Annotated in this window: 20 protein-coding genes; 19 read left to right on the plus strand and 1 reads right to left on the minus strand. The window is 63.4% G+C overall.

Going from position 1 to position 22859, the window contains the following annotated elements; all coding sequences use genetic code 11:
• The first annotated feature begins 71 nt into the window (after positions 1-71).
• The 19 genes from ACERK3_06070 to ACERK3_06160 all read left to right on the plus strand — a co-directional run bounded on the left by ACERK3_06070 (position 72) and on the right by ACERK3_06160 (position 22629).
• Positions 72-3011 (plus strand): PD-(D/E)XK nuclease family protein, encoded by a 2940-nt coding sequence (locus ACERK3_06070; protein MFA9477860.1) that lies wholly within the window; start codon positions 72-74, stop codon positions 3009-3011.
• Positions 3012-3039: 28 nt separating this feature from the next.
• A complete protein-coding gene (locus tag ACERK3_06075; protein MFA9477861.1) occupies positions 3040-6333 on the plus strand; it encodes a UvrD-helicase domain-containing protein in 3294 nt (1097 codons plus the stop codon).
• 36 nt (positions 6334-6369) lie between these two features.
• Positions 6370-6819, plus strand: a complete 450-nt coding sequence (gene rpiB / locus ACERK3_06080; protein MFA9477862.1) for a ribose 5-phosphate isomerase B — start codon at positions 6370-6372, stop codon at positions 6817-6819.
• Between the two features lie 50 nt (positions 6820-6869).
• Positions 6870-7508 (plus strand): DNA-3-methyladenine glycosylase, encoded by a 639-nt coding sequence (locus ACERK3_06085; GenBank protein ID MFA9477863.1) that lies wholly within the window; start codon positions 6870-6872, stop codon positions 7506-7508.
• A gap of 121 nt (positions 7509-7629) precedes the next feature.
• Positions 7630-8364: a hypothetical protein gene (locus ACERK3_06090; protein MFA9477864.1), complete on the plus strand. Its 735-nt coding sequence runs from the start codon at positions 7630-7632 to the stop codon at positions 8362-8364.
• Positions 8365-8472: 108 nt separating this feature from the next.
• On the plus strand, positions 8473-10059 hold the full coding sequence (locus tag ACERK3_06095; GenBank protein MFA9477865.1) for a S1 RNA-binding domain-containing protein: 1587 nt from the start codon (positions 8473-8475) through the stop codon (positions 10057-10059).
• Between the two features lie 73 nt (positions 10060-10132).
• Positions 10133-10396, plus strand: a complete 264-nt coding sequence (locus tag ACERK3_06100; protein MFA9477866.1) for a hypothetical protein — start codon at positions 10133-10135, stop codon at positions 10394-10396.
• Positions 10397-10459: 63 nt separating this feature from the next.
• Entirely contained in the window at positions 10460-10795 is a 336-nt protein-coding gene (locus ACERK3_06105; protein MFA9477867.1) for a hypothetical protein, read from the plus strand.
• 112 nt (positions 10796-10907) lie between these two features.
• Positions 10908-11429 carry a hypothetical protein gene (locus tag ACERK3_06110; GenBank protein ID MFA9477868.1) on the plus strand — a complete coding sequence of 174 codons (522 nt, stop codon included), beginning with the start codon at positions 10908-10910 and terminating at the stop codon, positions 11427-11429.
• A gap of 526 nt (positions 11430-11955) precedes the next feature.
• Positions 11956-13224, plus strand: coding sequence for an NAD(P)/FAD-dependent oxidoreductase (locus ACERK3_06115; protein ID MFA9477869.1), 1269 nt, complete (start codon positions 11956-11958; stop codon positions 13222-13224).
• 17 nt (positions 13225-13241) lie between these two features.
• On the plus strand, positions 13242-13919 hold the full coding sequence (gene pgsA / locus ACERK3_06120) for a CDP-diacylglycerol--glycerol-3-phosphate 3-phosphatidyltransferase (GenBank protein MFA9477870.1): 678 nt from the start codon (positions 13242-13244) through the stop codon (positions 13917-13919).
• A gap of 55 nt (positions 13920-13974) precedes the next feature.
• Positions 13975-15471, plus strand: a complete 1497-nt coding sequence (locus ACERK3_06125; protein ID MFA9477871.1) for a rhamnulokinase family protein — start codon at positions 13975-13977, stop codon at positions 15469-15471.
• Between the two features lie 199 nt (positions 15472-15670).
• On the plus strand, positions 15671-16018 hold the full coding sequence (locus ACERK3_06130) for an STAS domain-containing protein (GenBank protein MFA9477872.1): 348 nt from the start codon (positions 15671-15673) through the stop codon (positions 16016-16018).
• Positions 16019-16334: 316 nt separating this feature from the next.
• Positions 16335-18038, plus strand: coding sequence for a chaperonin GroEL (groL, locus tag ACERK3_06135; GenBank protein ID MFA9477873.1), 1704 nt, complete (start codon positions 16335-16337; stop codon positions 18036-18038).
• A gap of 89 nt (positions 18039-18127) precedes the next feature.
• Positions 18128-18442, plus strand: a complete 315-nt coding sequence (groES, locus tag ACERK3_06140; protein MFA9477874.1) for a co-chaperone GroES — start codon at positions 18128-18130, stop codon at positions 18440-18442.
• Between the two features lie 157 nt (positions 18443-18599).
• A complete protein-coding gene (gene groL / locus ACERK3_06145; protein ID MFA9477875.1) occupies positions 18600-20213 on the plus strand; it encodes a chaperonin GroEL in 1614 nt (537 codons plus the stop codon).
• A 149-nt stretch (positions 20214-20362) separates the two neighbouring features.
• A complete protein-coding gene (dnaJ, locus tag ACERK3_06150) occupies positions 20363-21517 on the plus strand; it encodes a molecular chaperone DnaJ (GenBank protein MFA9477876.1) in 1155 nt (384 codons plus the stop codon).
• A 35-nt stretch (positions 21518-21552) separates the two neighbouring features.
• Positions 21553-22143, plus strand: coding sequence for a nucleotide exchange factor GrpE (locus tag ACERK3_06155; protein MFA9477877.1), 591 nt, complete (start codon positions 21553-21555; stop codon positions 22141-22143).
• 135 nt (positions 22144-22278) lie between these two features.
• On the plus strand, positions 22279-22629 hold the full coding sequence (locus ACERK3_06160; GenBank protein ID MFA9477878.1) for an FmdB family zinc ribbon protein: 351 nt from the start codon (positions 22279-22281) through the stop codon (positions 22627-22629).
• A gap of 17 nt (positions 22630-22646) precedes the next feature.
• Here ACERK3_06160 and ACERK3_06165 read toward each other — a convergent pair whose 3' ends face one another.
• Positions 22647-22829, minus strand: a complete 183-nt coding sequence (locus ACERK3_06165) for an entericidin A/B family lipoprotein (protein MFA9477879.1) — start codon at positions 22827-22829, stop codon at positions 22647-22649.
• Positions 22830-22859: the final 30 nt, after the last annotated feature.

Raw genomic sequence — 22859 nt, forward strand, 5'->3', positions numbered from 1 at the left:
GCTTGGCCCGGTGCGGGCGGATCGGTTATACCTGTGGCAGGCCGACCCGGCCGCTGGGAGTGGTGACAGGTATGCCGATCGAACGCCATTTTCTCGACTGGCAAACGCCGGCGCTGCCTGCGGCGGTGGCGTGGCTTGGCGAACGCTTTGCCGGGGCGGACGGGATGTGGGACCTTTCGTCGCTGACGCTGGCATTGCCCAGCGCCGAGGCCGGGCGTCGACTGAATGAGTTGCTCGTGCGTGCGGCGGGTGAGGCACTCGTGTTGCCCGAAGTGAAAACGCCGGGCGAGTTGCCGGAGCTTTTTTATACGCCGACGACACCGATCGCGCATGGCCTGCACGCCACGCTCGCGCGTGTGTCCGCGTTGCGGGAAGCGGATCGCGAACTGGTGCGTGTGATCGTGCCCCATCCGCCCGAGCCGAGCGACTGGCCGCAGTGGTGGTCGTTGGCGACGCAACTGGAACAGCTAGCCGAGCAGTTGGCGACCGGCGGGCTGCGCGTCACGGACGTGCCTGCCGAGTTGGAACGTCAGGCAGTCGAGCGGACGGAACAGGCCGACCTGCGATGGCAGGCGCTGGCGGCGTTGGAGCAGGCATATCTCGACACGCTTGACGCGTTGGGCCTCGCCGACCGTCATGCCAGTCGGCTTGACGCGATCGCCAGCGGGGGGTGTGCGTTTGATGGCGAGTTGATTCTGCTGGGCATGGCCGACCTCGGCAAGCCCACGACGGACATGCTCGACCAGGTTGATGCGAACATCATCGCGCTCGTGCACGCCCCCGACCACCATGCCGCGGGGTTTGACCATCAAGGCGTACTGATCAGCAGCTACTGGCAGCGGCAGCCCGTGCCGTTGCGCAACGAAATGCTGCATTTCGTCGACCGCCCCACCGACCAGGCTCGCGAGGTGGTGCGTCTGCTGGCCGAGCACGCGGACGGGCGATACAAGCTCGATGAGATCACAGTCGGCCTCGGAGATGAAAAGCAGGCGGGCGTCGTTCGGCGGGCACTCGAGTTGGCCGACGTGCCCACGCGTTTCGCGGCCGGCAAACCGCTGAACCAGACCCGCCCCGCCGCCTACCTCGCCGTGCTCGGCCGATTCGCCAGCCAACGTCGCTTCGATGACCTCGCCGAGCTGCTGCGCCATCCGGACGTGGAACGGCAAGTGATCGAACTAGTTTCGAGTTCCGAGTTCCGAGTTTCGAGTTCGCAAGACATCGCCGAAGGTGAACAACTCGAAACTCGAAACCCGAAACTTGAAACTCATCACTGGCTCACCCTCCTCGACCGCTACGCCGCCGAGCATTTGCAGGGCCGCGTCGACGGCCACTGGCTGGGCAGCGCTGAAAAGCAGGATCGGCTACGCGCCGTCTGGCAGGCGATCAACGCACTGCTTCCCGTACACCCGCGTGAGAAACGCCCCCTGCCCGCATGGAGCGAGCCGATCGCCGACGCGTTACGCAAGGTGTATGGCTCGTTCAACCTCCAACGCCACGATCGCCACCACGAAGCCCTCATCCGCTGCCTCGAAACACTCGCCCAGGCGCTGCGCGAACAAGCAGACTTGGATAATGTGGCGAGTTTCACCGACACTTCCAACTCGAAACTCGAAACTCCAAACTCGAAACTCATCCCCACGCTCACCGCATCCGAAGCGATCGCGCTCACGCTCAGCCGCGTCGCATCACAGCGGTTGCCCGAGCCCGGCGGCACAGCGGCGGTCGAACTCATGGGCTACCTCGAACTGCCCCTCGACGATGCGCCCATGCTCGTGCTCACATCAATGAACGAAGGGGCCGTGCCCGCTTCGCACGCGGGCGATGCGTTTTTGCCTGACTCAATGCGGCGATCGCTCGGCCTGCCCGACAGCGATCGCCGACTCGCGCGCGATCTCTACCGCCTGCACGCGATCGTGCACAGTCGGCCGAGCGTCACACTGCTGGCATGTCGACGTTCGATGGAAGGCGAGCCGCTCGCGCCAAGTCGCCTGCTGCTCAATGCGGACGAGGCGACGCTGGTGCAGCGTGTGCGTGCGTTTTATGAAGACGATGGCTCGGCCGACCGCGCTGCTTCGCCGATGCTGCTTTCCCCGGGTGAACGCGATCAGTTTCTCATTCCATTCCCGCCGTTGGACGTGCCGGTGATCGACAAGCTGCACGTCACCGCCTTTCGCGCGTACCTTAGCTGTCCGTATCGCTTTTACCTGCGACACATCGCCAAACTCACTGGCGTCGATGATCGTGTGGTCGAACTCGACGGCGCAGCGTTCGGCACACTGGCCCATCAGGTGCTCGCCGCATTCGGACGAAGCGACGTGACCGATTGCGAACACGCGCCGACGTTGATCGACTACCTCAACGAGCAACTCGACGACCGCGTCCGCCGAACGTTCGGCCGCGACCAACGCCCGGCTGTACGCGTGCAGGTCGAACAGCTACGCGAACGCCTTGCCGCCTTCGCCGAGCAACAGGCCCGCCTCGCGAGCGAGGGTTGGCGGATCGTGCCCAAAGCAACAGAGACCGAGCTGAGTCGTACACTTTCAGTCGATGACACGCCGTTCACCCTGCTCGGCCGCATCGACCGCATCGACCATCACCCCGACCTTGGCTATCGCATCATCGATTACAAGACTTCCGACACCGCCAAGCGCCCCGATCAGACGCATCGCAAGTCGGTCGATGGCGAAAAGGTGTGGGTCGATCTGCAACTACCGCTTTACCTCGACCTCGCCGCGTCGGTTGATATCGCGGGCAGTGTGGCCGTGGGCTATTTCAACCTGCCCAAAAAGCTTGCCGACGTGAAGCTGGAAACCGCCGAGTGGGACGATCAGGCGCTAGCCGACGCGCGTGAGACACGCGACCATGTGGTGCGTGCGTTGCGCGATCGTCGTTTCTGGCCCCCCGAATCACCGCCGACGTTCGCCGACGAATTCGCGGGCGTATGTGCCGACGCCGCGATCGACCGCGCCACGCTCATTCACCAGAGCACCCCTCAAGGCAATGCGCCATAAAAAGTGCACTGCCTGTATTGATGAACGCATGACCGACACGTTACACAACTCGGCCGAGCACCGCCCCGCGCTCAATGTCATGCTCGACCCGCATCGGCTCATCCGTGCCTCGGCCGGCGCGGGCAAGACGTATCAGCTCACGCTGCGCTACCTTCGTCTGCTGGCCGCGGGTGCAGAGCCGGAGTCGATTCTCGCCACGACGTTCACCCGCAAGGCGGCGGGCGAAATTCTCGCGCGCGTGCTCGGCCGACTTGCCGAAGCCGCCGACGACGACAAGGCACGCGATGCCCTGGCGCGCGACCTCGGCGTCGAGTTGACCCAGGCCGACTGCCGCAGCTTGCTCGCCACGCTCGTGCGTCGGCTGAATCGGCTTGCCATCTCCACCATCGACAGCTTCTTCAACCGCATCGCGAGCACGTTCCGCTTCGAGTTGAACCTGCCGCTCGAACCGCAGTTGATGGACGAGTCGCATCCGGTCGCGCGACAGCTGCGTCTGGAAGCGATCGAAGCGATGCTCGCCGACCACGACGACCTGCACGCCCTGCTCGACCTGCTGCGCCGATTGCATCACGACACCACCGCCCGCCCGGTGATGCAAGCCATCGACGGCATCGTCACCAATCTCTACGATCTTTACCGTCAGGCACCGCATCGCGAGACGTGGGCCAAGCTCATCGTTCCGCCCGGCCTGCTCGAACGAACCGACCTCATCGCCGCGATCGAAGACCTGGCGAACGCTGCCGAGCACCTGCCCGACGACAAGCGTTTCGCGACAGCGCATGGCAAGAGTCGCGACGCCGCGCTCGCTCAGCAGTGGGACGTGTTTCTTAATACCGGGCTTTCGAAGGTGGTCGCCGCGGGAAAGGCGGACTACTACAAGAAGCCGTTGCCGCCGCCACTGGCCGGGGCGTACCTGCCGCTGGTCGAGCACGCGAAGGCGAATCAGGTCAAGCAGCTTCGCGACCAGACGCTGGCCACGTTCGACCTGCTGCACCACTTCGATGTGCACTACGTCCGCTTGCGCGCCCGACAGCAGGTCGTGCTTTTCAGCGATCTCACGCACAAGCTCGCGCGTGAGTTGCCGCTGCTCGGCGACGAGCTGCTGATGGAAATCTACTTCCGCCTCGACGCACGCGTGTCGCATTTGCTGCTCGACGAGTTTCAGGACACCAGCCTCGACCAGTGGCGTGTGCTCGCGCCGTTCGCCCACGAGATCCGCGACAACGGCCCCGACCCGAACCTCTCCGGCCGAAGCTTCTTCTGCGTCGGCGATGTCAAGCAGGCGATCTACGGCTGGCGCGGCGGCTGTGCGGAGCTGTTCGACCTTGTCGACGCCGACTTCCCCGGCGCGAGCATGCCGCTTAGCGTCAGTTGGCGTTCATCGCCCATCGTGCTCGATACGGTCAACCACGTTTTCAACAATCTCGCCGACTGCGCCGCGATCAAAGACGACCTGCCCGCCGTCGAACGCTGGACCCTCGGCTACGACGAGCACCGCCCCGCCGACCATCACCATAATCTGCCAGGCTACGTGCAACTCATCACCTCCACCCCCGCCCTTTCCACCGCCGACGTCGACGAAGACATCGCGCCTGACGACGAAGACACGCTCGGCCCGCCCGCCGAAGCGCCGCACGAAACTTTCATCGCCGAGCAGGTCAAGGCGATACACGACGCCGCGCCCGGCCGCAGTGTGGCGGTGCTCGTGAGCACAAACAAGGCGGTGCATCGCCTGATCTACGCGCTTCGCAAACTCGCGCTGCCGGTCAGCGGCGAAGGCGGCAACCCGTTGACCGATTGCCCCGCGGTGAACGCCGTGCTGTCGACGCTCACGCTGGCGGACCACCCCGGCCACTCGGCGTCGGCGTTTCACGTGGTCAACTCGCCCATGGGGTCGGTGGTCGGGCTGAAGTCGATCGGCGCCGCGGCGTGTGAAGAGACCGCCATGCTCATCCGCCGATCGCTGCTGAACGACGGCTACGCCGCCACGCTCGCGCGATGGGTCCGCCAGCTCGCCCCGTCGTGCAACGAGCGAAGCCTCACCCGGCTGATGCAACTGGTCGACATGGCCGAGCAGTACGAGCCGTTGGCAACGCTGCGGCCGACGCAGTTCGTCGCGTATGTCGAAGCGACCAACGTCGAAGAGCCCACGCCCGCGCCGATCCGCGTGATGACGATCAACAAATCGAAGGGGCTTGAGTTTGACGCGGTCGTGCTTGCCGAGTTGGAGCGTTCGCTGTCGAGCCGATGGGAAGTGCTCGTCGATCGGCCGACGCCGACGGACGAGATCGAAGCGGTATATCGCAATCCGAACCAGGCGCTGCGCGACCAGGTGCCGCAGCTCGTCGGGCCATACGAACAGCAGCGGGCGCAGCAACGGCGGGAAGATTTGTGCAAGCTGTACGTCGCGATGACGCGAGCGAGACATGCGCTGCACATGGTGGTCCGCCCGCTTGAGCCGAAGAAGGATGGATCACCCAGAAGCATCGGGCTCAGCTTTGCTGCGATGCTGCGTGATACGCTCGCCGAGGCCGACGATGATTACAACGGCGGACAGGTGTTGTACGAACGCGGCGATGCAAAGTGGGCGCAGCGGCTGGGCGATGTTGAAACGACGCCCCGTGCGGACCCCGCAGATGAGCAACCCGCCTCAGGCTCATCAACAGACTTGGAAGGCGACGGCTTGCGGGCATTGGCCAAAGCGTCCGCAGCCTCACGACGAGGTTGGGTAACGGTGAGCCCATCATCGCTGGAGCACGGCGGCCGCGTGCGCGGCAGCGACTTGCTCAACCTAGACGCGGGGCAGGCTCGGCTACGCGGCACGCTGATGCACGCCTGGTTCGAGCGCGTCGGCTATGTCGACGAAGAGCCGATGCCGGACGAGACAACGCTGCGGGCGACGGCGCAACAGGTCACGCCGGACGTGAGCGAGGCTTGGCTAAGCGAGCAGGTGGAGGCATTTCGCGCGATGTTGGCTCGGCCGAGCGTGCGCGAGTTGCTGAGTCGGCAAGGGGCGACCGATCCGCCGTGGCGGGAGAAGCGGTTTGCGATGGTCGAAGACGGCCGACTGATGCGCGGCCAGTTCGACCGCGTGGTGGTCTGGCGTGATGCCGACGGCCGGGCGACGAAGGCCCTGCTGGTCGATTTCAAGACCGATCGCGTCGCGGGCGAAGCGTTGACTGAGCGTGTGGAGGTGTATCGCCCGCAGGTCGAGGCGTACCGCCGGGCGATTGCAAAATTGCTTCGGCTGAATGTGGCGGATGTGTCCGCCCGGCTCGCTTTTGTCGAGTCAGGGGAAGTCGTCCTTTGTGGGCAATCGTAACTACCATATAATGCCCGGCCCACAGGAGGACGCAGAATGAAAATCGCAATAGCATGCGATCACGGCGGGTTCGCTCTCAAGCAACCGATCATGGACCTCATCAAGCAACAGAGCCACGCCGTGCTCGACCTCGGCGCACATCAGTACGATGCGGCCGACGATTACCCCGACTTCGCCCGCTACCTCGGCCAGGCCATTCAACACGGCCAGGCCGACCGCGGCATTCTCCTCTGCGGCTCGGGCATCGGCGCGTGCGTCGCCGCCAACAAGCTCACCGGCGTCCGGGCCGGCGTCTGCCACGACGTCTACTCCGCTCATCAGGGCGTCGAACATGACGACATGAACGTCATCTGCCTCGGCGCTCGCGTCATCGGCGAAGCGCTCGCGGTCGACCTCGTTACCGCCTTCATCAACGCCAAGTTCACCGGCGAAGACCGCCACGCCCGCCGACTCGAAAAGATCAAAGCCATGGAAGCGGCAGGGTGAGGTCAATGTGACGTGTGGCATGTTGAATCGCGAACGGCTGAACATCCCACATGCCAGATGCCACTTCCGACATCCCCAAGCTCCCCCGCACCTTCTTCCGCCGCGAGCCGGTCGCCTTAGCCAAATCATTGCTCGGCCAACGCCTCGTCCGCACCCTTGACGACGGCACGCGACTCGCTGGCTTGATCGTCGAAACCGAAGCCTACCTCGGCATCCCCGACCTTGCCGCTCACACCGCCCGCGGCCGACGCACGCCACGCAACGAGTCCATGTGGGGCGACGCCGGCCACGCCTACGTCTACTTCACCTACGGCATGCACCACTGCTTCAACGTCGTCGCAGGCAAGCCCGACCACCCCGTCGCCGTGCTCATCCGTGCCCTCGAACCCACCGAAGGCCTCGACGCCATGCACGCCCGCCGCGCCACTCCCCGCTCGCGCGCCCGCCGCGACACCGACCTCTGCTCCGGCCCCGGCAAGCTATGCCAGGCCCTGGCCATCACCCGCGACCTCGACGGCGTCGACCTCACCAAAGATTCACGCCTGCACCTCGAACGCGTCCGCCATCGCCGCTATCCTGATTCCAGCATCGTCACCACCACCCGCGTCGGCGTCGCCTACGCCGGCGAATGGGCGGACAAGCCGCTGCGTTTTTATGTCAAAGGGAACCCGAACATCAGCAAAGCATAGTTTCGAGTTTTTAGTTCCGAGTTTCGAGTTGACGCTCGGCCCGGCAACTGCCTCCTGGAACGTCGACGGACTGATGTTCCCCAACTCGAAACTAGAAACTAGAAACTAGAAACCAACCCCAATGCCCCCCTGGCCCACCCACACTCTCGCTCCGACGGACCTTGTCGTCGGCCCATGTGCCTGGCGTATTGGCATGCTCGCCGACCACGCCGACTATGTGCTCGCGCATCGCTCGCTTGTCGTGATCACACCGGACGATGACGATGCCCTGCTCGCTGCCGCCGCGCCGCAGTTGGCGGACCTGCCGGTCATGCTCATCATGCCCGAGCCGAGCTTCGCCCGCCGCTTCCCCGGCAGCATTGAAAGCCGCATGCAAGCCCTCGGCCGCGACCGCCTCGACGCGCTGATGCTCCATGTCGACGACGTCACCGAACTGAAAAGCGGCGGCCTGCTCCAGACGATGTTCGACCTGCGAACGAGCAACGTCGTGACGCACCTGGGCCTGGCCAGCGACGATCCGCGCGGTGTCGAGTGGCTGGCGGGCAACACGGCCGTCCGGCTGCTGGGCGTGCCCTACAGTCTCACGGACCAGGCCGTGCGTCACCGGGCGCTGCCCGCCGCGGCGGAGTATGGCATGGCGGCTGTGGCGTTGACGAGCCCGGCGGACGAGGCGGGCCTACGATTCGCGCTGGCTGAGCGTGAGCGTGTGCTGCCGCTGCTCGATCGGCCGCTGCCGGAGACGTGGCCGGCGATGTCGGAAGACGAGGTCGAGGCCGCCTGGCAACGCTTCCAGGCCGACCAGCCGCCGCCCGCCGCCCTGCCGCGTGGCCGCCCGCCGGTGGGGGACGAATCGTGAGATTTCACCTTCGGTGCTGGCGTCGCGGTACTCGGCCGGGTAAGCTTGCGCGGATAGTGCCTAGGGGCCTGTGGATCGCCGTGAACACCGTGTTTGGTGCTCGAAGTCATGAGTGAATCGAATCCGTCTCAACCGGAAAAGAATACGCCGCAACTCGACGACGAATTGCAGCGCGAAATTGACGCCGCCCTGGGCAACCAGAGCATGGACGACCTGCTCGCCGAGGCGGACAACGCCGACGCGCCCAGCGACGCCGGCGATCAACCCGCCGCAGCAGCCGGCGACGCCGCCCCGTCTGGCGGTCAGCCTGCCGAGATTCACCACGAGATCCGACGCGGCCGCATCGTCGCCATTCGTGGCGAAGACGTGTTCGTCGGCCTCGCGGGCGACGCCGGCAAGATGCAGGGCATCGTCCCACTCGTCCAGTTCGATCGGCCGCCTCGCATCGGCTCGATCATGGACTTCGTCGTCGAACGCACCGACGAAGCGCAAGGCCTCATCTACCTCTCCCGCGAAGGCGCCATCAGCCACGCCACATGGGAACAGCTCCAGCGCGGCGCTCACGTTGACGGCCGCGTCACCGCCACCAACAAAGGCGGCCTCGAACTGGAAATGGTCGGCGGCATCCGCGCCTTCATGCCCGCCAGCCAGATCGACCTCCACCACGTCGACGACCTCGAAGCCTTCGTCGGCCAGAAGCTCGAAGCCAGCGTGCAGGAAATCGACCGCAAGTCGAAAAAAGTCCTGCTCAGCCGACGACACCTGCTCCAGCAGCGACAGGAAGTCGAGAAGAAAAAGACCCTCGCCACGCTCGAAGTCGGACAGACCATCGAAGGCAAGGTTTCCAACATCGTCGACTTCGGCGCGTTCGTCGACATCGGCGGCGTCGACGGCCTCATCCACGTCTCCGACCTCAGCTACACCCACGTCAACAAGCCCAGCGAAGTCGTTCAGCCGGGCCAGGCCGTGACGGTGAAAGTCCTCAAGATCGACGCGGAAAAAGAACGCATCAGCCTCGGCCTCAAGCAGGTGCAGCCCGACCCGTGGGAGGGCATCGAGACCCGCTACCAGACCGGCGGCCAGGTCGAAGGCAAGGTCGTCCGCACCGCCAGCTTCGGCGCGTTTGTCGAGGTCGAGCCGGGCATCGAAGCCCTGCTGCCGATATCGGAGATGAGCTGGAAGCGCATTCACAATCCCGAGGAAGTCGTCAAAGCCGGCGACAACGTCCGCCTCGCTGTGCTCAGCGTCGACCCGGCCAAGAAGCGCATGTCGCTCAGCCTCAAGCAAGCCACCGGCGACCCGTGGGTCGGCGCGGAGCGTAAATTCGCCGCCAACAGCCTCGTCGAAGGCAAGGTGCTCGGCACGACCGACTTCGGCGCATTCGTCGAGCTGGAAACCGGCATCGAAGGCCTCGTCCACATCTCCGAACTCAGCGACCGTCGCGTCGGCAAGGTCGAAGACGTGCTCAAGGTCGGCGACGTAAAACAATTCCGCGTGCTCGACATCAGCGAAGACGACCGCAAGATTCGCTTGTCGCTCAAGCAGGTCGACAAGCCCGAGCCGGAGGGCGCGAGCGCCGCCGAGATCGCCAAGCACAGCCAGAAGCCCGCAAAGAAGCAGTCGCGCAAAGACCTCAAGGGCGGCATGGGCTCCGGCGGCGGCATGGGCATGGGGTTGGGCGATTTGAAGCTGTGAGGTGTGAACGACTTTCCGGGTGCAGGCGATGGCTTCAGAGTCATTCAACACGGTTCGGCGACTAAGCCTTGCGTTGTCGCTCGTGCTGGCGATATTGCTCCTGATGGTCGTGCTGGGCATGCCCGGGGCGACCGTCGGTATGAGCCTTACCGCCGTTTCTTTGATCTGGCTGGCGTTCTGGCTTGTGCAGTTCCTTGATCTGATGGCATCGCCGACGCATCGTTTCCCCGGGCCGTATGACAAGCCCATCTGGGCGGCCGTGTTCATCTTCCTTTTCCCAGTTGCGCCGGTTGCTTTCTGGATATGGAAAAACACGATCGAACGACCTGCGCATTAGCGCCGTAGGGCAGGGCGTGCCGGGTGCCGCTGGTGGCTTTACATAACGGTAGGGGAACCGACGTTGCAGATTTCAGAGCGATATCTGATCTCGCCGGTGGGGAAATCCAAGTATGGGTGTGGCGTTGTCCTGCCCGCGCTGTTGATTGGCCTCCCGTTGGTGAACTGGGCTGTCTTTGGAACGGTGCCGATGTTCGGCCATGCCGCACCGCACATCACGATGCTCGATAGTCAACCAGCAACATCATTTGCTTTACTTTTTTATTTGCTTTTGGGGCTCAGTTGTCATTTCGGATATTACTTCAGCGAAGTCGACCAATTGAAAGATACCAGCCCGCTGTTAACCAACTTATCGCTCGTAGCAGGCCTGGCATTCGGTATTGTGAGCATGTTTGTGTAGCTGGATACCAGGTGCCGGGTGATGCTCAAGGACGCGGCGTAGCGTCCAGCCGGTCTCTCACAGAAACGATTTCAATTGAATAGCGTGGCAAGATACAATCACCTCCACGGTCATGATCACTACTCACCCGGCCCCGCAGCGTCTCTCTCTGCTCGACCGTTTCGATGCGCTGCCTTGGCACCTCTTCCTCCTCATCCTTTTCACCGTCCGCTGGCCGCTCGTCGTCCTCGGCAGTATTATCGCCCACCGAATCTTCGCCCCGCCTAATATCGCCGACCCTTTCGCCGACATGGACCCGTTCCTTTTTTTCGTTTACGGCGTCTTCATCAGCCCATTTGTTGAAACGGTTATCGAGTGCACGCTCCCGTACGCTCTGATGCGCAAGCTCCGCGGTGATCGCTTCAACATCACCCGCCCCTGGAGCTTCATGGTTGTGTCCGCAGTCATCATGGTCGCCCTCCACCCTATCGCCATCGCCATCTTTCCTGCCTTCATCACCGGCTTCATCTACGCCTACGGATACGCCCGCTTCGCGCGCGAAACCACGCTAGCCGCCATCATCCTCATTACCGCGCTTCACGGCTTCTCCAACCTCGTCGGCATCACCGTGTACTGGCTGGTGATCGGCATGTAAACGGGGCGCACTGACCTGCCTGCGAAATATGTGCCGGGTGCCACTGGTGGCTTGCCACCAGTGCCGATGAACGTCCAACGCCCGAACGCACTGGTGGACAAGCCACCAGTGGCACCCGACACCCGGCGCGTTAGACGCTTGCGCGTAGGCGCAAGGGCCTTGCGAGCAGGTTTTCGTCCCTTGCGCGTACTCACAAGAAGCTTATGAGTAGGTTTTAGAGGCTTATGAGCAGGCTTTCGTCGCTTGCGCGTAGGCGTAAGAGGCTTATGAGTAGATTTTAGAAGCTTATGAGTAGGCCTTAGAAGCTTATGAGTAGGTTTTCGTGGCTTATGAGTGGGTTTTAGACGCTTGCGCCGACGCGCAAGGGGGGCATCGGGCGCGGTGATGCGGATGGCAGCGTGGGAAGCGGGGTTTTCTCGGACGCGTGTAACAGGGGCAGACCTTGGGTGGGTCGCGGAGCACGATGCACCGTTGATTGCTTCACCCCCATCGCGGCAGGGCGAGCCCTGCCCTACACTACCGGACTGTGACCACACACCACGACCAATACGACATCGCCATCGTCGGCGTCGGCGCGGCAGGGATGATGGCGGCGATCTTCGCCGGCCGATCATCACCGAAAGGCACGCGCATCGTCGCGCTCGACGGCGCAACAAAGCTCGGCGCGAAAATCCTCGTCGCTGGCGGCGGCCGATGCAACGTTACCCATGACGTCGTCTACCCGCGCGACTACTTCGGCGCGTCGGCGAAGCAGGTGCAGCGCATTCTCAAGACGTTCACCGTCAAGCAGACGGTCGCCTTCTTCGAGCAGCTCAACGTCCGGCTCAAACGCGAAGACACCGGCAAGCTCTTCCCCACCACCGACCAGGCCCGCACCGTGCTCGACGCACTGCTCAAAGCCATGGCCGACGCGAAGGTCGAGCTGCGGACCGGTTGGCGTGTCACCGCCATCGACCGTGCTCCGCAATCGCCCGGCTTCATCATCCGCTCCGACGAGCAAGCCTTGCACGCCAGGCGCGTCATCCTCGCCACCGGCGGCAAGAGTCTGCCCAAGACCGGCAGCGACGGGTTCGGCTATGAACTGGTCAAACGGCTGGGCCACACGGTCACACCCACCTGGCCGGCGCTCGTGCCACTCATGCTGCCCAAGGGCTACTGGCTGACCGAGTTGTCCGGCATTGCCGCGGACGTCACGCTCACACTCGCCGCGGCCAGCGGCAAGGCCATGCACAAGCAGGCGGGCGCGATGCTCGTCACCCACTTCGGCATCTCCGGCCCGGCGGCGATGGACATCAGCCGACACTGGGTCGCAGCGCACAACGCGGACGCGAACGTGCAACTCACCGCCAACCTCACCGGCGACCTTGAGTTCGTCGACGTCGAAGCCATCGTGCAGGAAGAAGCACAACGCCGACCGAAGGCGACCGTGACCAGCGTGCCGCGCTGCTGGCTGCCCGAGCGGTTTGCGCAAGCGGTCGTGCGACACGGTGCGGGCATCGACCCCGGCACGCCGCTCGGCCACCTCAAGCGCGAAGACCGCCGACGCCTGGTGCACGCGCTGACCGCCCTGCCGCTGCCGGTGCAGCGCGACCGCGGCTACCTGTTCGCCGAGGTCACCGCCGGCGGCGTGCCGCTGGACGAAGTCGACCTCAAAACCATGGCGAGCAAACGCTGCGACGGGCTGCACCTCTGCGGCGAGATCCTCAACGTCGACGGCCGCATCGGCGGCTACAACTTCCAATGGGCCTGGTGCACCGGCCGACTCGCCGGCGAAGCGGCGGCGCTTCGCGGCTAACCGGCGAATTCGGTACGATGCCAACGTTCGCTGATCCGCACGCAGGACTGCCGATGCAACGCCACTTGCCCAACCAACTCACGCTGTTCCGCCTCGTGCTCGCGGCGCTGTTCTTCGTCATCCTCAATCAGTATCGCTATGCCAGTTCCACGCCGGACTGGATTCTGCTGATTGCGATGGTCGTGTTCATCGTCGCGGCACTGACCGATTACCTCGACGGCTACCTCGCGCGTAAATGGCAGGTCGAGTCGACGTTCGGCCGAATCATGGACCCGTTCTGCGACAAGGTGCTCGTCATCGGCGCGTTCATCTACCTCGCGGGCCCGCGATTCGTCATGCCCGACGCCGTGGACGATCGCGCGATCTTCGTCATGGTCAGCGGGGTCTACCCGTGGATGGTGGCGATCATTCTCGCACGCGAGTTGCTCGTCACCGGTGTGCGCGGCGAGCTCGAGGGCAAGGGCATCCAGTTCGGGGCGAACATGTCCGGCAAGCTGAAGATGGTGTTGCAATCCGTCACCGTGCCGGTCGTGCTGCTGATTGTCTTTTTCGATCCCAAGTTGGCGGGCCACGGCTGGATGGGCTGGGTGCGCGACATCCTCGTTTACCTGACGGTGATCGTCACGCTGGTCAGCGGCATCCCCTATTTCGTGCAGGCCGTGCGCGTGATGACCAGGTCATCCAATTCCAATTAGCCGCGGAGCGCAACCGCCCAGACGCTCTCCCTACGCAACAATAAGGTGAGATTCGATGAGCAAGACAGGTTACGTAGCGTTCGACCTCGGTGCCGAGTCCGGCCGAGCGATGTTGGCGGTGCTCGACGGCGAGCACATCTCGCTGACCGAGGCACACCGCTTCGCCAACACGCCGCAACGTCTGCCCTCCGGCTATCACTGGAACCTGCTGCAACTCTGGGCGGACCTCATGCAGGGCCTCACACGCGCCGGCGAGCTGGCGCGTGAGCAGAACGTCACGCTCGTCAGCCTCGGGGTGGACACGTGGGGCGTCGACTTCGGCCTCATCGGAAAAAGCGGGCAACTGCTCGGCCTGCCTTATGCCTACCGCGACGAACGCCACCCGCTCGCCTTCCAGCAGGCCATCGACAAGCTCGGCGAAAAAACGATCTACGACGCCACCGGCATCCAGTTTCTCCCGTTCAACACGCTGTTTCAGCTCATCGCCCAGCGCGACGCCGAGCCTGCCACGCTCGAACACGCCACCCGGCTGCTGAACATGCCCGACCTGCTGCACTACTTTTTCAGCGGCCAGCAGGTCAACGAAGCGACCATCGCCTCGACGACACAGATGGTCGACCCGCACACCGGGAAATGGTCGACCGATCTGTTGCAGCGGCTCGACCTGCCGACGCACATGCTCGGCCGCATCGTGCCCGCCGGCTCATGTATCGGCAAGCTGCGCGCCGAGCTCGCCGAGGCTGCGAACGTCGAGCCGATCGACGTCATCGTGCCCGGCTCGCACGACACGGCCAGCGCCGTCGCGGCCGTGCCCGTCGACGTCAGCGCCACACCCAACTGGGCTTACCTCTCCAGCGGGACGTGGTCGCTCATGGGCGCGGAGGTCGATGAGCCGATTGTCACCGACGCCTCGCGCGAGGCCGGCTTCACCAACGAGCGTGGCGTTGGAAACAAGATCCGCCTGTTGAAAAACATCGCAGGCCTCTGGCTGGTGCAGCAGGTTCGCGCCGACTACGCCCGGCGCGGCGAGGAATACGACTACCCCGCCCTCACCCAGCAGGCCGACGCTGCCGACCCGTTCCGCACGCTCATTGACCCCGGGCACGCGCCGTTCGCCACACCGGGGGACATGTGCGCCAAGATCGACGCCTTCGCCGACGCCACCGGCCAGCCCAGGCCTGAAACGCCCGGCCAATACGTGCGCTGCTGCCTCGAAAGCCTTGCGATGACCTACCGCCACACGCTGGCGAAGCTCGAAGACCTGCTCGGCCAACGGATGGACGTGCTGCATATCGTCGGCGGCGGCGGCAAGAACGCGCTGCTCAACCAGATGACCGCCGACGCGATCGACCGCCGCGTCGTCGTCGGCCCCTATGAAGGCACGGCCGTCGGCAACGCGCTCACCCAGGCGATCGGCCACGGCGATGTCCGCGACCTCGCTCACTTGCGCACCATCGTCCGCAACGCGTCCGAATTGCTCACCGTCGAGCCCGGCAACGCAGACAGTTTCAACCGCCAGGCCCACCGCTTCGCCGATCTGCTCGGCAAGTGATCGCCAATGGTTAATAAAAGTCGGCCAACTTACGCATCGACTCGACCAACTGTGCCGGTTGTGGCGGTCGGGCAAGCTGCGGAAGCATTTCCATTGCCAACAGCATGGCCAAACAGCGAAGCTCACCAAAACATGGGTCGATAACACCTCAGCCGACGGCCGCCGTCTGATTCGCGCGGCTCGGCGAGGGAGATTGACCATGCTGTGTGACGGAATTGAACTCGACCAGTCCGGTGCCGTGGTGACGGTGACGATTCGCCTCCCGGAGGTGACGCATACGCAGATGCAGGAGCTGATCGCTGAATGCGAGGAGCGAGTGCGCTGCCACCACGGAAACTATTTCGTCTTCGATCTTGCGGAAGTGACATTCCTGGCGTCATCCTGCCTTGGCTCGATGGTTTCGTTCCTTCAGGACCTGGAACACGTTCGCGGCCGAATCGCCCTGGCGAACTGTCAGGACAACGTCGCCTTCGTTTTCAAGGTCACCCGCCTCGATACGGTGTTTCCGATTTTCGAGGATGTTAAAGAGGCGACCGCGAGTTTCTAGCCTTTCCTGCGGCTGAATCCGTAGCGTCCGAGCCATCCGGTCCCCACGCCAGCTTTCCGACGGATCTGTCAGCCCCATCACCCCCCGCCTGCCAGCTTGACAGCAAGCCCGGACGCCAAATCCACGCCCACCGCTCCATGGGCAACGTTAATGCCTTTCTGTTCATCGCTTTACGCAAAAGCACGCTTGTCGCAAAGTTCGGCACCCCGGTTGCATAATTGTTCCGAGGCGGTCGCTGCAGGTGTTGTCACCCGCAACGGCCACAAGGATACAAGACCAACCCGATGCACCCCATAGCAATTGGAGACAGACAGACATGGCGGTGAAACAACTGGCATTTGAAACCGAGGCTCGCACACGCTTGATGCAAGGCGTCGAAAAGCTCGCTTCCGCAGTCAAGAGCACGCTCGGCCCCCGTGGTCGCAGTGCCGTACTCGACAAGAGCTGGGGCGGGCCGACCGTCACCAAGGACGGCGTGACCGTCGCGGAGGAGATCGAGCTGGCAGACAAGTACGAGAACATGGGCGCCCAGCTCGTCAAGGAAGCTGCCAGCCAGACTTCCGACAAAGCCGGCGACGGCACGACCACCTCGACCGTGCTCGCCGAGGCCCTGTTCCGCGAAGGCCTGAAGCAGATCACCGCTGGCGTCGACGCCAACGCGCTGGTCCGCGGCATGAAAAAGGGTGTTGAAGCCCTCGTGGAAAACATCAGCAAGCAGGCCAAGCCCATCGATGCCAAGAAGGACATCGCCAACGTCGCCGCCATCAGTGCGAACAACGACCTGGCGATCGGCAAGATCATGGCTGACGCCTTCGAACGCGTGGGCAAGGACGGCGTCATCACCGTCGAAGAGGGCAAGGGCCTGGACACCTACGTCGACGTTGTCGAGGGCATGCAGTTCGATCGCGGCTACCTCTCGCCGAACTTCATCACTGACCAGGACGAGATGACCGTCGATCTGGAACGCTGCCTCGTGCTGGTCTACGAAGACAAGATCAGCTCGATCCAGAAGCTCGTCCCGCTGCTGGAGAAGGTGCAGGAAGCGAAGAAGCCGTTGCTGATTATCGCTGAGGACGTTGAGGGCGAAGCGCTCGCGACCCTGGTGGTCAACAAGCTGCGCGGCGTGCTCAACGTCTGTGCGGTCAAGGCCCCGGGCTACGGCGACCGCCGCAAGGCCATGCTTCAGGACATCGCCATCCTCACCGGCGCGGACCCGATCATGAAGGACCTCGGCGTCGAACTGGACAAGGTCGAACTCGCCCAGCTCGGCCTGGCGAAGAAGGTCACCGTCGACAGCGAGAACACGACGATCGTTGAAGGCGCGGGCGAGAGCAAGGCGATTCAGGCTCGCATCGAGCAGATCCGCCGTGAGATTGAAGACACCACCAGCGACTACGACCGCGAGAAGTTGCAGGAACGGCTGGCGAAGCTGGCCGGCGGCGTGGCGCAGATCAACGTCGGCGCGGGAAGCGAAGCCGAGTTGAAGGAGAAGAAGGCCCGCGTGGAAGACGCGCTGCACGCAACGCGAGCCGCGCTGGAAGAGGGCATCGTACCCGGCGGCGGCGTGAGCTTCCTCCGTGCCCAGTCGGCACTGGACAAGGTCAAGACCACCGGCGACGCGGAGAAGGCTGGCGTGGAAGCGGTACGGCGTGCGGTGGAAGTGCCGTTGCACACCATCGCTGACAACGCTGGCGAACACGGCAGCGTCGTCGTCGCCAAGGTGAAGGTCGCCAAGGGCAGCAATGGTTTCGACGCGCTCAAGCTCGAATACGCCGACCTCGTCGAGCGTGGCATCATCACGCCTGCGAAGGTCGACCGCACCGCGTTGCAGAACGCCGTGAGCGTTGCGACGCTGCTGCTGACCTGTGACTGCATCATCACCGAGTCGCCTGACAACGAAGAAGAAGCCGGCGGCGGTGGCGGCGACCCGATGGGTGGTATGGGCGGCATGGGCGGCGGCATGCCCGGCATGGGTGGCATGGGCGGAATGGGCGGCATGGGCATGCCCGGCATGATGTAAAACAAACGCAAGGCAGTGCAGCTTAAGGTTCACTGCCTTTACCCGTAATTCCTTCATTAACACAAACAACGATTCGCTGGAGAGCAACAATGGCAACCGCAACCAAGACCAAGACGAACCTCAAGCCCCTCGACGATCGCGTCGTGGTCAAGCCTCAGGAAGCCGAAGACCGCACCGCAGGCGGAATCTACCTGCCCGAGTCTGCCAAGGAAAAGCCGATGACCGGCACGGTCGTCGCCGTCGGCCCCGGCAAGCTCAGCGACGAAGGCAAGCGCACGCCCGTCTCCGTCAAGAAGGGCGACGTCGTCCTCTACGGTAAGTACGGCGGCACGGAAATCGAACTCGACGGCGAAACCGTCATGGTCCTCCGCGAGAGCGAACTGCTCGGCGTGGTGGAGAAGTGAAACATGACATGGTGACTCGGTGACTTGGTGACAAGGTGAATGGGGCTAATCCCAATCACCGTGTCACCGCTCCACCTTGTCACCTTGCCATGGCAGCAGACCGCGTCGATTCGCGGCTTTCCTGAATCGCACACAAGTACAAAACGGAGCCACAACGATGGCAAATAAGCAGATGATGTTCGGCAGCGAGGCAGCGGTCCAACTCCGCAAGGGGTTGGAGCAGCTTGCCAGCGCTGTGAAAGTGACCATGGGGCCGACCGGCCGAAACGTGGTGTTGCAGAAGTCGTTCGGCGGGCCGACCGTGACCAAGGACGGCGTGACGGTCGCCAAGGAGATCGAACTCCACGAGCCGTTCCAGAACATGGGCGCGAAGATGGTCGTCGAAGTCGCAAAGAAGACCAACGACAAGGCCGGCGACGGCACGACCACCGCGACCGTGCTCGCCGAGGCGATCTTCATTGAAGGCCTCAAGCACGTCACCGCCGGTGGCAACGCGATGGCCATCCAGCGTGGTATCACCGCCGCCGCCGAGGCCGCGGGCGAAGCGATCCAGCAGCTTGCCACCAAGTGCAAGGGCAAAGAAGACCTGAAGAAGGTCGCCACCATCTCGGCTAACAGCGACGTTGAGATCGGCGAGCTGATCGCCAGCGCCATCGACAAGGTCGGCGCCGAGGGTGTGGTCGAGGTCGAAGAAGGCCAGGCCGCCGAGACGACGCTCGATTACGTCGAAGGCATGCAGTTCGACAAGGGATACCTCTCTCCCTACTTCATGACCGACCCCGGCTCGCAGGAAGCGGTGCTCGAAGACGCGCTGATTCTCATCCACGAGAAGAAGATCAGCAACCTGCCCGACCTCCTGCCGCTGCTGAATAAGGTCGCGATGGCGCAGAAGCCGTTGCTCATCATCGCGGAAGATGTTGAGAACGAAGCGTTGGCGGCATTGGTCGTCAACCGGCTGCGCGGTGTACTCAAGGTGGCCGCGGTCAAGGCGCCGGGCTTCGGCGATCGACGCAAGGCCATGCTCGGCGATATCGCCACCCTCACCGGCGGCACGTTCGTCAGTGAAGACCTCGGCGAAAACCTCGAAACACTCGAGCTTGACGCGCTGGGCACCGCCAAGAAGGTTGTGATCGACAAGGACTCGACCACGATCATCGAAGGCGCGGGCAAGAAGAAAGAAATCAATCAGCGGATTGACCAGATCCGTGCCCAGATTGAAAAGACCACCAGCGACTACGATCGCGAGAAGCTTCAGGAACGCCTGGCCAAGCTCACCGGCGGCGTGGCGATCGTGCACGTCGGCGCGGCGACCGAGACGGCCATGAAAGAACGCAAGGATCGCGTCGACGACGCCCTGCACGCAACCAAGGCCGCAGCGCAGGAAGGCTACGTGCCCGGCGGCGGCGTGGCGTTCATCCGTGCGATCGAGGCGGTCGACAAGGCCCGCGGCAAGGCTCGGGGCGATGAAAAGCTCGGCTACGACATCGTCGCAGCAGCGCTCGAAGCCCCGCTTCGCCAGATCGTGGACAATAGCGGTGCCGATGGCTACATCGTCGTCGAAGAAGTCAAGAACAAGAAGGGCAACCACGGCTACAACGCCGCGACCGGTGAATACGGCGACCTGGTCAAGCTCGGCATCATCGACCCGGCGCTTGTCGCTCGCACCGCACTACAGAACGGTGCGTCCGTCGCGGGCCTGATGCTTACGACCAACGTGCTCATCACCGAGTTCGACGACGACGAAGAACTCATTGAAGGCGCGGTTTCGTAACCCACGGGTTCCGACACTGGTAACATCCTCGAAGCCCGCGGGTGACAATCCGTGGGCTTCTTTCACGAAGAGGTCGGGGCTCGCGATTCGCGTTTCTGGCCTCGAACCTGAAACGCGACACCGATCCCCGAAATTTGAGACCCGACTTCATGGCGACGACGCGAGACTATTACGAAATCCTCGGCATCGAGCGAAGCGCCAGCGCGGACCAGATCAAGCGCGCGTATCGCAAGCTCGCGATGAAGTATCACCCTGACCGCAACCCCGGCGATGCGGAGGCCGAGGCGAAGTTCAAGGAAGCGGCCGAGGCGTATGAAATTCTCGCCGACGCGGACAAGCGTCAGCGCTACGACCGCTACGGCCATGCCGGGCTGCGCGGCACGAGCGCCCACGACTTCAGCCACATGGACGCCGGCGACATCTTCTCGATGTTCGAAGATATCTTCGGCGGCGCGGCCGGCGGCATGGGCGGTCGCGGCGGTGCGCGACGCAATCGGGCTCGACGCGGGTATGACCTGGAAACGCTTGTCGAAATCTCGCTCGAAGAAGTTCATGCCGGCGTTGAACGCGAAGTCGAATTCACCCGCCAGGATGCATGCGAAACCTGCGAAGGCTCGGGCGTGAAGCCCGGCTCGAAGCCGGTCACCTGCGTCACGTGTGCCGGGTCGGGGCAGGTCGCCCAATCCGGCTTCGGCGGCATGTTCCGCATGGTCACCACCTGCCCCGCCTGCAACGGCGCCGGGCAGGTCGTCCGCGACAAGTGCACCGACTGCAAGGGGTCGGGCAGGCAGCCGCGCGATCGCAAGCTGTCGGTCAAGATTCCCCCGGGCATTCACGACGGCCAGGCCATTCGCGTGCCCGGCGAAGGCGAACCCGGCTCCGACCCCGGCGGTGCGGCCTCGGCCACGCCGGGCTTGCGCGGCGATCTGCACGTGGTGATCCGCGTTGCCCAGCACGAACTGTTCACGCGCGAGGATGACCATCTCATCCTCAAGATGCCCATCAGCTTTACACAAGCCGCGCTGGGTGCGAAGGTGAACGTGCCCACACTTGAAGGCGAGCAGGAAATCACCATCAAGCCTGGCACGCAGCACGGCGAGCTTGTTCGACTTCGCGGCCACGGCCTGCCGAACCTGCGCAACAGTCAACGCGGCGAGCTTGTCGTCGTGCTGCTGATTGAAGTGCCGAAAAAGCTGAGCGAAAAGCAGAGCGAGTTGCTGCGTGCGTATGCCGAGACGGAAGACCGCGCCGTCATGCCCGAATCCAGCAGTTTCTGGGACAAGATCAAGACGTACCTCAGTTGACCTCGACCACGATCGGCCGAGAAGGAAGGCAAGCGATGATGAATCGCAAGAAAAAAGACAACGACAAACAGCCTGATGCAGCGCAGCCGTCGCCCGGCGACACGTCGCCTGAAGAGGCGGCCGAGTCGGAAGACTCGCAAACGCCCGATGCGGAGCTTGTCGAGAACGAGTTGAAGGAAGCGATCAGTTCGATTGAGCGCGAGCGTGATGAGTTGGAAGATCGGCTGAAGCGCATCGCGGCCGACTATCAGAACTTCGTCCGCCGTAGCGAACAGAACATCGCCTCGGCCCGCGAACAACAACTGTTCGACTTTGCCCGCGGGCTGGTGACAGTGCTCGATCACTTCGATCGTGCGCTGGAAGTCGACCCGGAGAAAACGTCTGCCAAGGACCTGATGGCTGGCATGACCATGGTGCGCGATGAGCTGATGCGGGCGCTCAACCGCTTCGGTGTCGAACGGATGGACGTGAGCAAAGGCGAGCCCTTCGACCCCAATCGGCACGAAGCGCTCATGCGTCAAGCCGTGGAAGGCGTGGAGACCGACCACGTGACTGCTCAATATCAGCCCGGCTATACGCTCAAGGAAAAGACCATCCGTCCCGCCCAGGTCGGCGTGGCGGAGTGATGTATCTGGTGATTTGGTGATGTGGCGATTTGGTGATGTAGAGACAAGGTCCGCACATCGCTGATCGTCCGTGTGCGTCGGGATGTCGGTCGTGCACTTGGCCACATCAGCTAATCTTCCAATGGAGTTCTAACTATGCCTACGTATGATTACCGCTGCGAAGCTTGCGAGCATGAGTTTGAGTTGTTCCAGTCCATCACCGCCAAACCGGTGCGTAAATGCCCCGAATGCGGCAAGATGAAAGTGCGTCGGCTGATCGGCACCGGCGCGGGCATCATCTTCAAAGGCTCGGGCTTCTACGAAACCGACTACCGCTCAAAGAGCTACAAGGATGCCGCCAAGGCAGACAAGGAAGCGGGCAAGAAAAGCGACACGGCCGACAGCGGCAAGTCGAACAAGAGCGAAAGCAAATCAGGCAGCGACAGCAGCGCGAAGTCATCGGCTAAGAGCAGTCCCGCCAAGGCGGACAGCGGCAGCAAGGCGTGACACGCCCGCGTTGCAGGTCACTCGGACCGCGCCCGCTCGGAGCGATCACTGATTGCTTTACCAGCGGTTTCAAGGTCTTTGCCGAAGCCTTCGACGGTGTTACAACCCGTGAGCGGCAGCGTCGTCATCGCGACCAACACCGCGACCGCTGAACACCCGGCGAACCACCGCGTCCAATCGCAACCCTGCTTTTGCATCATGGCATGACTCCACAAAGCGAACGAGCCGTG

This window comes from Phycisphaerales bacterium AB-hyl4, assembly GCA_041821185.1.
In the GTDB taxonomy this organism is placed as follows: Bacteria; Planctomycetota; Phycisphaerae; order Phycisphaerales; family Phycisphaeraceae; genus Natronomicrosphaera; species Natronomicrosphaera hydrolytica.

Excerpts from the sequence above, each read along its gene's own strand:
- ACERK3_06070 (MFA9477860.1), top strand. The coding sequence starts at position 72 with ATGCCGATCGAACGCCATTTTCTCGACTGGCAAACGCCGGCGCTGCCT.
- ACERK3_06075 (MFA9477861.1), top strand. The coding sequence starts at position 3,040 with ATGACCGACACGTTACACAACTCGGCCGAGCACCGCCCCGCGCTCAAT.
- rpiB (MFA9477862.1), top strand. The coding sequence starts at position 6,370 with ATGAAAATCGCAATAGCATGCGATCACGGCGGGTTCGCTCTCAAGCAA.
- ACERK3_06085 (MFA9477863.1), top strand. The coding sequence starts at position 6,870 with ATGCCAGATGCCACTTCCGACATCCCCAAGCTCCCCCGCACCTTCTTC.
- ACERK3_06090 (MFA9477864.1), top strand. The coding sequence starts at position 7,630 with ATGCCCCCCTGGCCCACCCACACTCTCGCTCCGACGGACCTTGTCGTC.
- ACERK3_06095 (MFA9477865.1), top strand. The coding sequence starts at position 8,473 with ATGAGTGAATCGAATCCGTCTCAACCGGAAAAGAATACGCCGCAACTC.
- ACERK3_06110 (MFA9477868.1), top strand. The coding sequence starts at position 10,908 with ATGATCACTACTCACCCGGCCCCGCAGCGTCTCTCTCTGCTCGACCGT.
- pgsA (MFA9477870.1), top strand. The coding sequence starts at position 13,242 with ATGCCAACGTTCGCTGATCCGCACGCAGGACTGCCGATGCAACGCCAC.
- ACERK3_06125 (MFA9477871.1), top strand. The coding sequence starts at position 13,975 with ATGAGCAAGACAGGTTACGTAGCGTTCGACCTCGGTGCCGAGTCCGGC.
- ACERK3_06130 (MFA9477872.1), top strand. The coding sequence starts at position 15,671 with ATGCTGTGTGACGGAATTGAACTCGACCAGTCCGGTGCCGTGGTGACG.
- groL (MFA9477873.1), top strand. The coding sequence starts at position 16,335 with ATGGCGGTGAAACAACTGGCATTTGAAACCGAGGCTCGCACACGCTTG.
- groES (MFA9477874.1), top strand. The coding sequence starts at position 18,128 with ATGGCAACCGCAACCAAGACCAAGACGAACCTCAAGCCCCTCGACGAT.
- groL (MFA9477875.1), top strand. The coding sequence starts at position 18,600 with ATGGCAAATAAGCAGATGATGTTCGGCAGCGAGGCAGCGGTCCAACTC.
- dnaJ (MFA9477876.1), top strand. The coding sequence starts at position 20,363 with ATGGCGACGACGCGAGACTATTACGAAATCCTCGGCATCGAGCGAAGC.
- ACERK3_06155 (MFA9477877.1), top strand. The coding sequence starts at position 21,553 with ATGATGAATCGCAAGAAAAAAGACAACGACAAACAGCCTGATGCAGCG.
- ACERK3_06160 (MFA9477878.1), top strand. The coding sequence starts at position 22,279 with ATGCCTACGTATGATTACCGCTGCGAAGCTTGCGAGCATGAGTTTGAG.
- ACERK3_06165 (MFA9477879.1), bottom strand. The coding sequence starts at position 22,829 with ATGATGCAAAAGCAGGGTTGCGATTGGACGCGGTGGTTCGCCGGGTGT.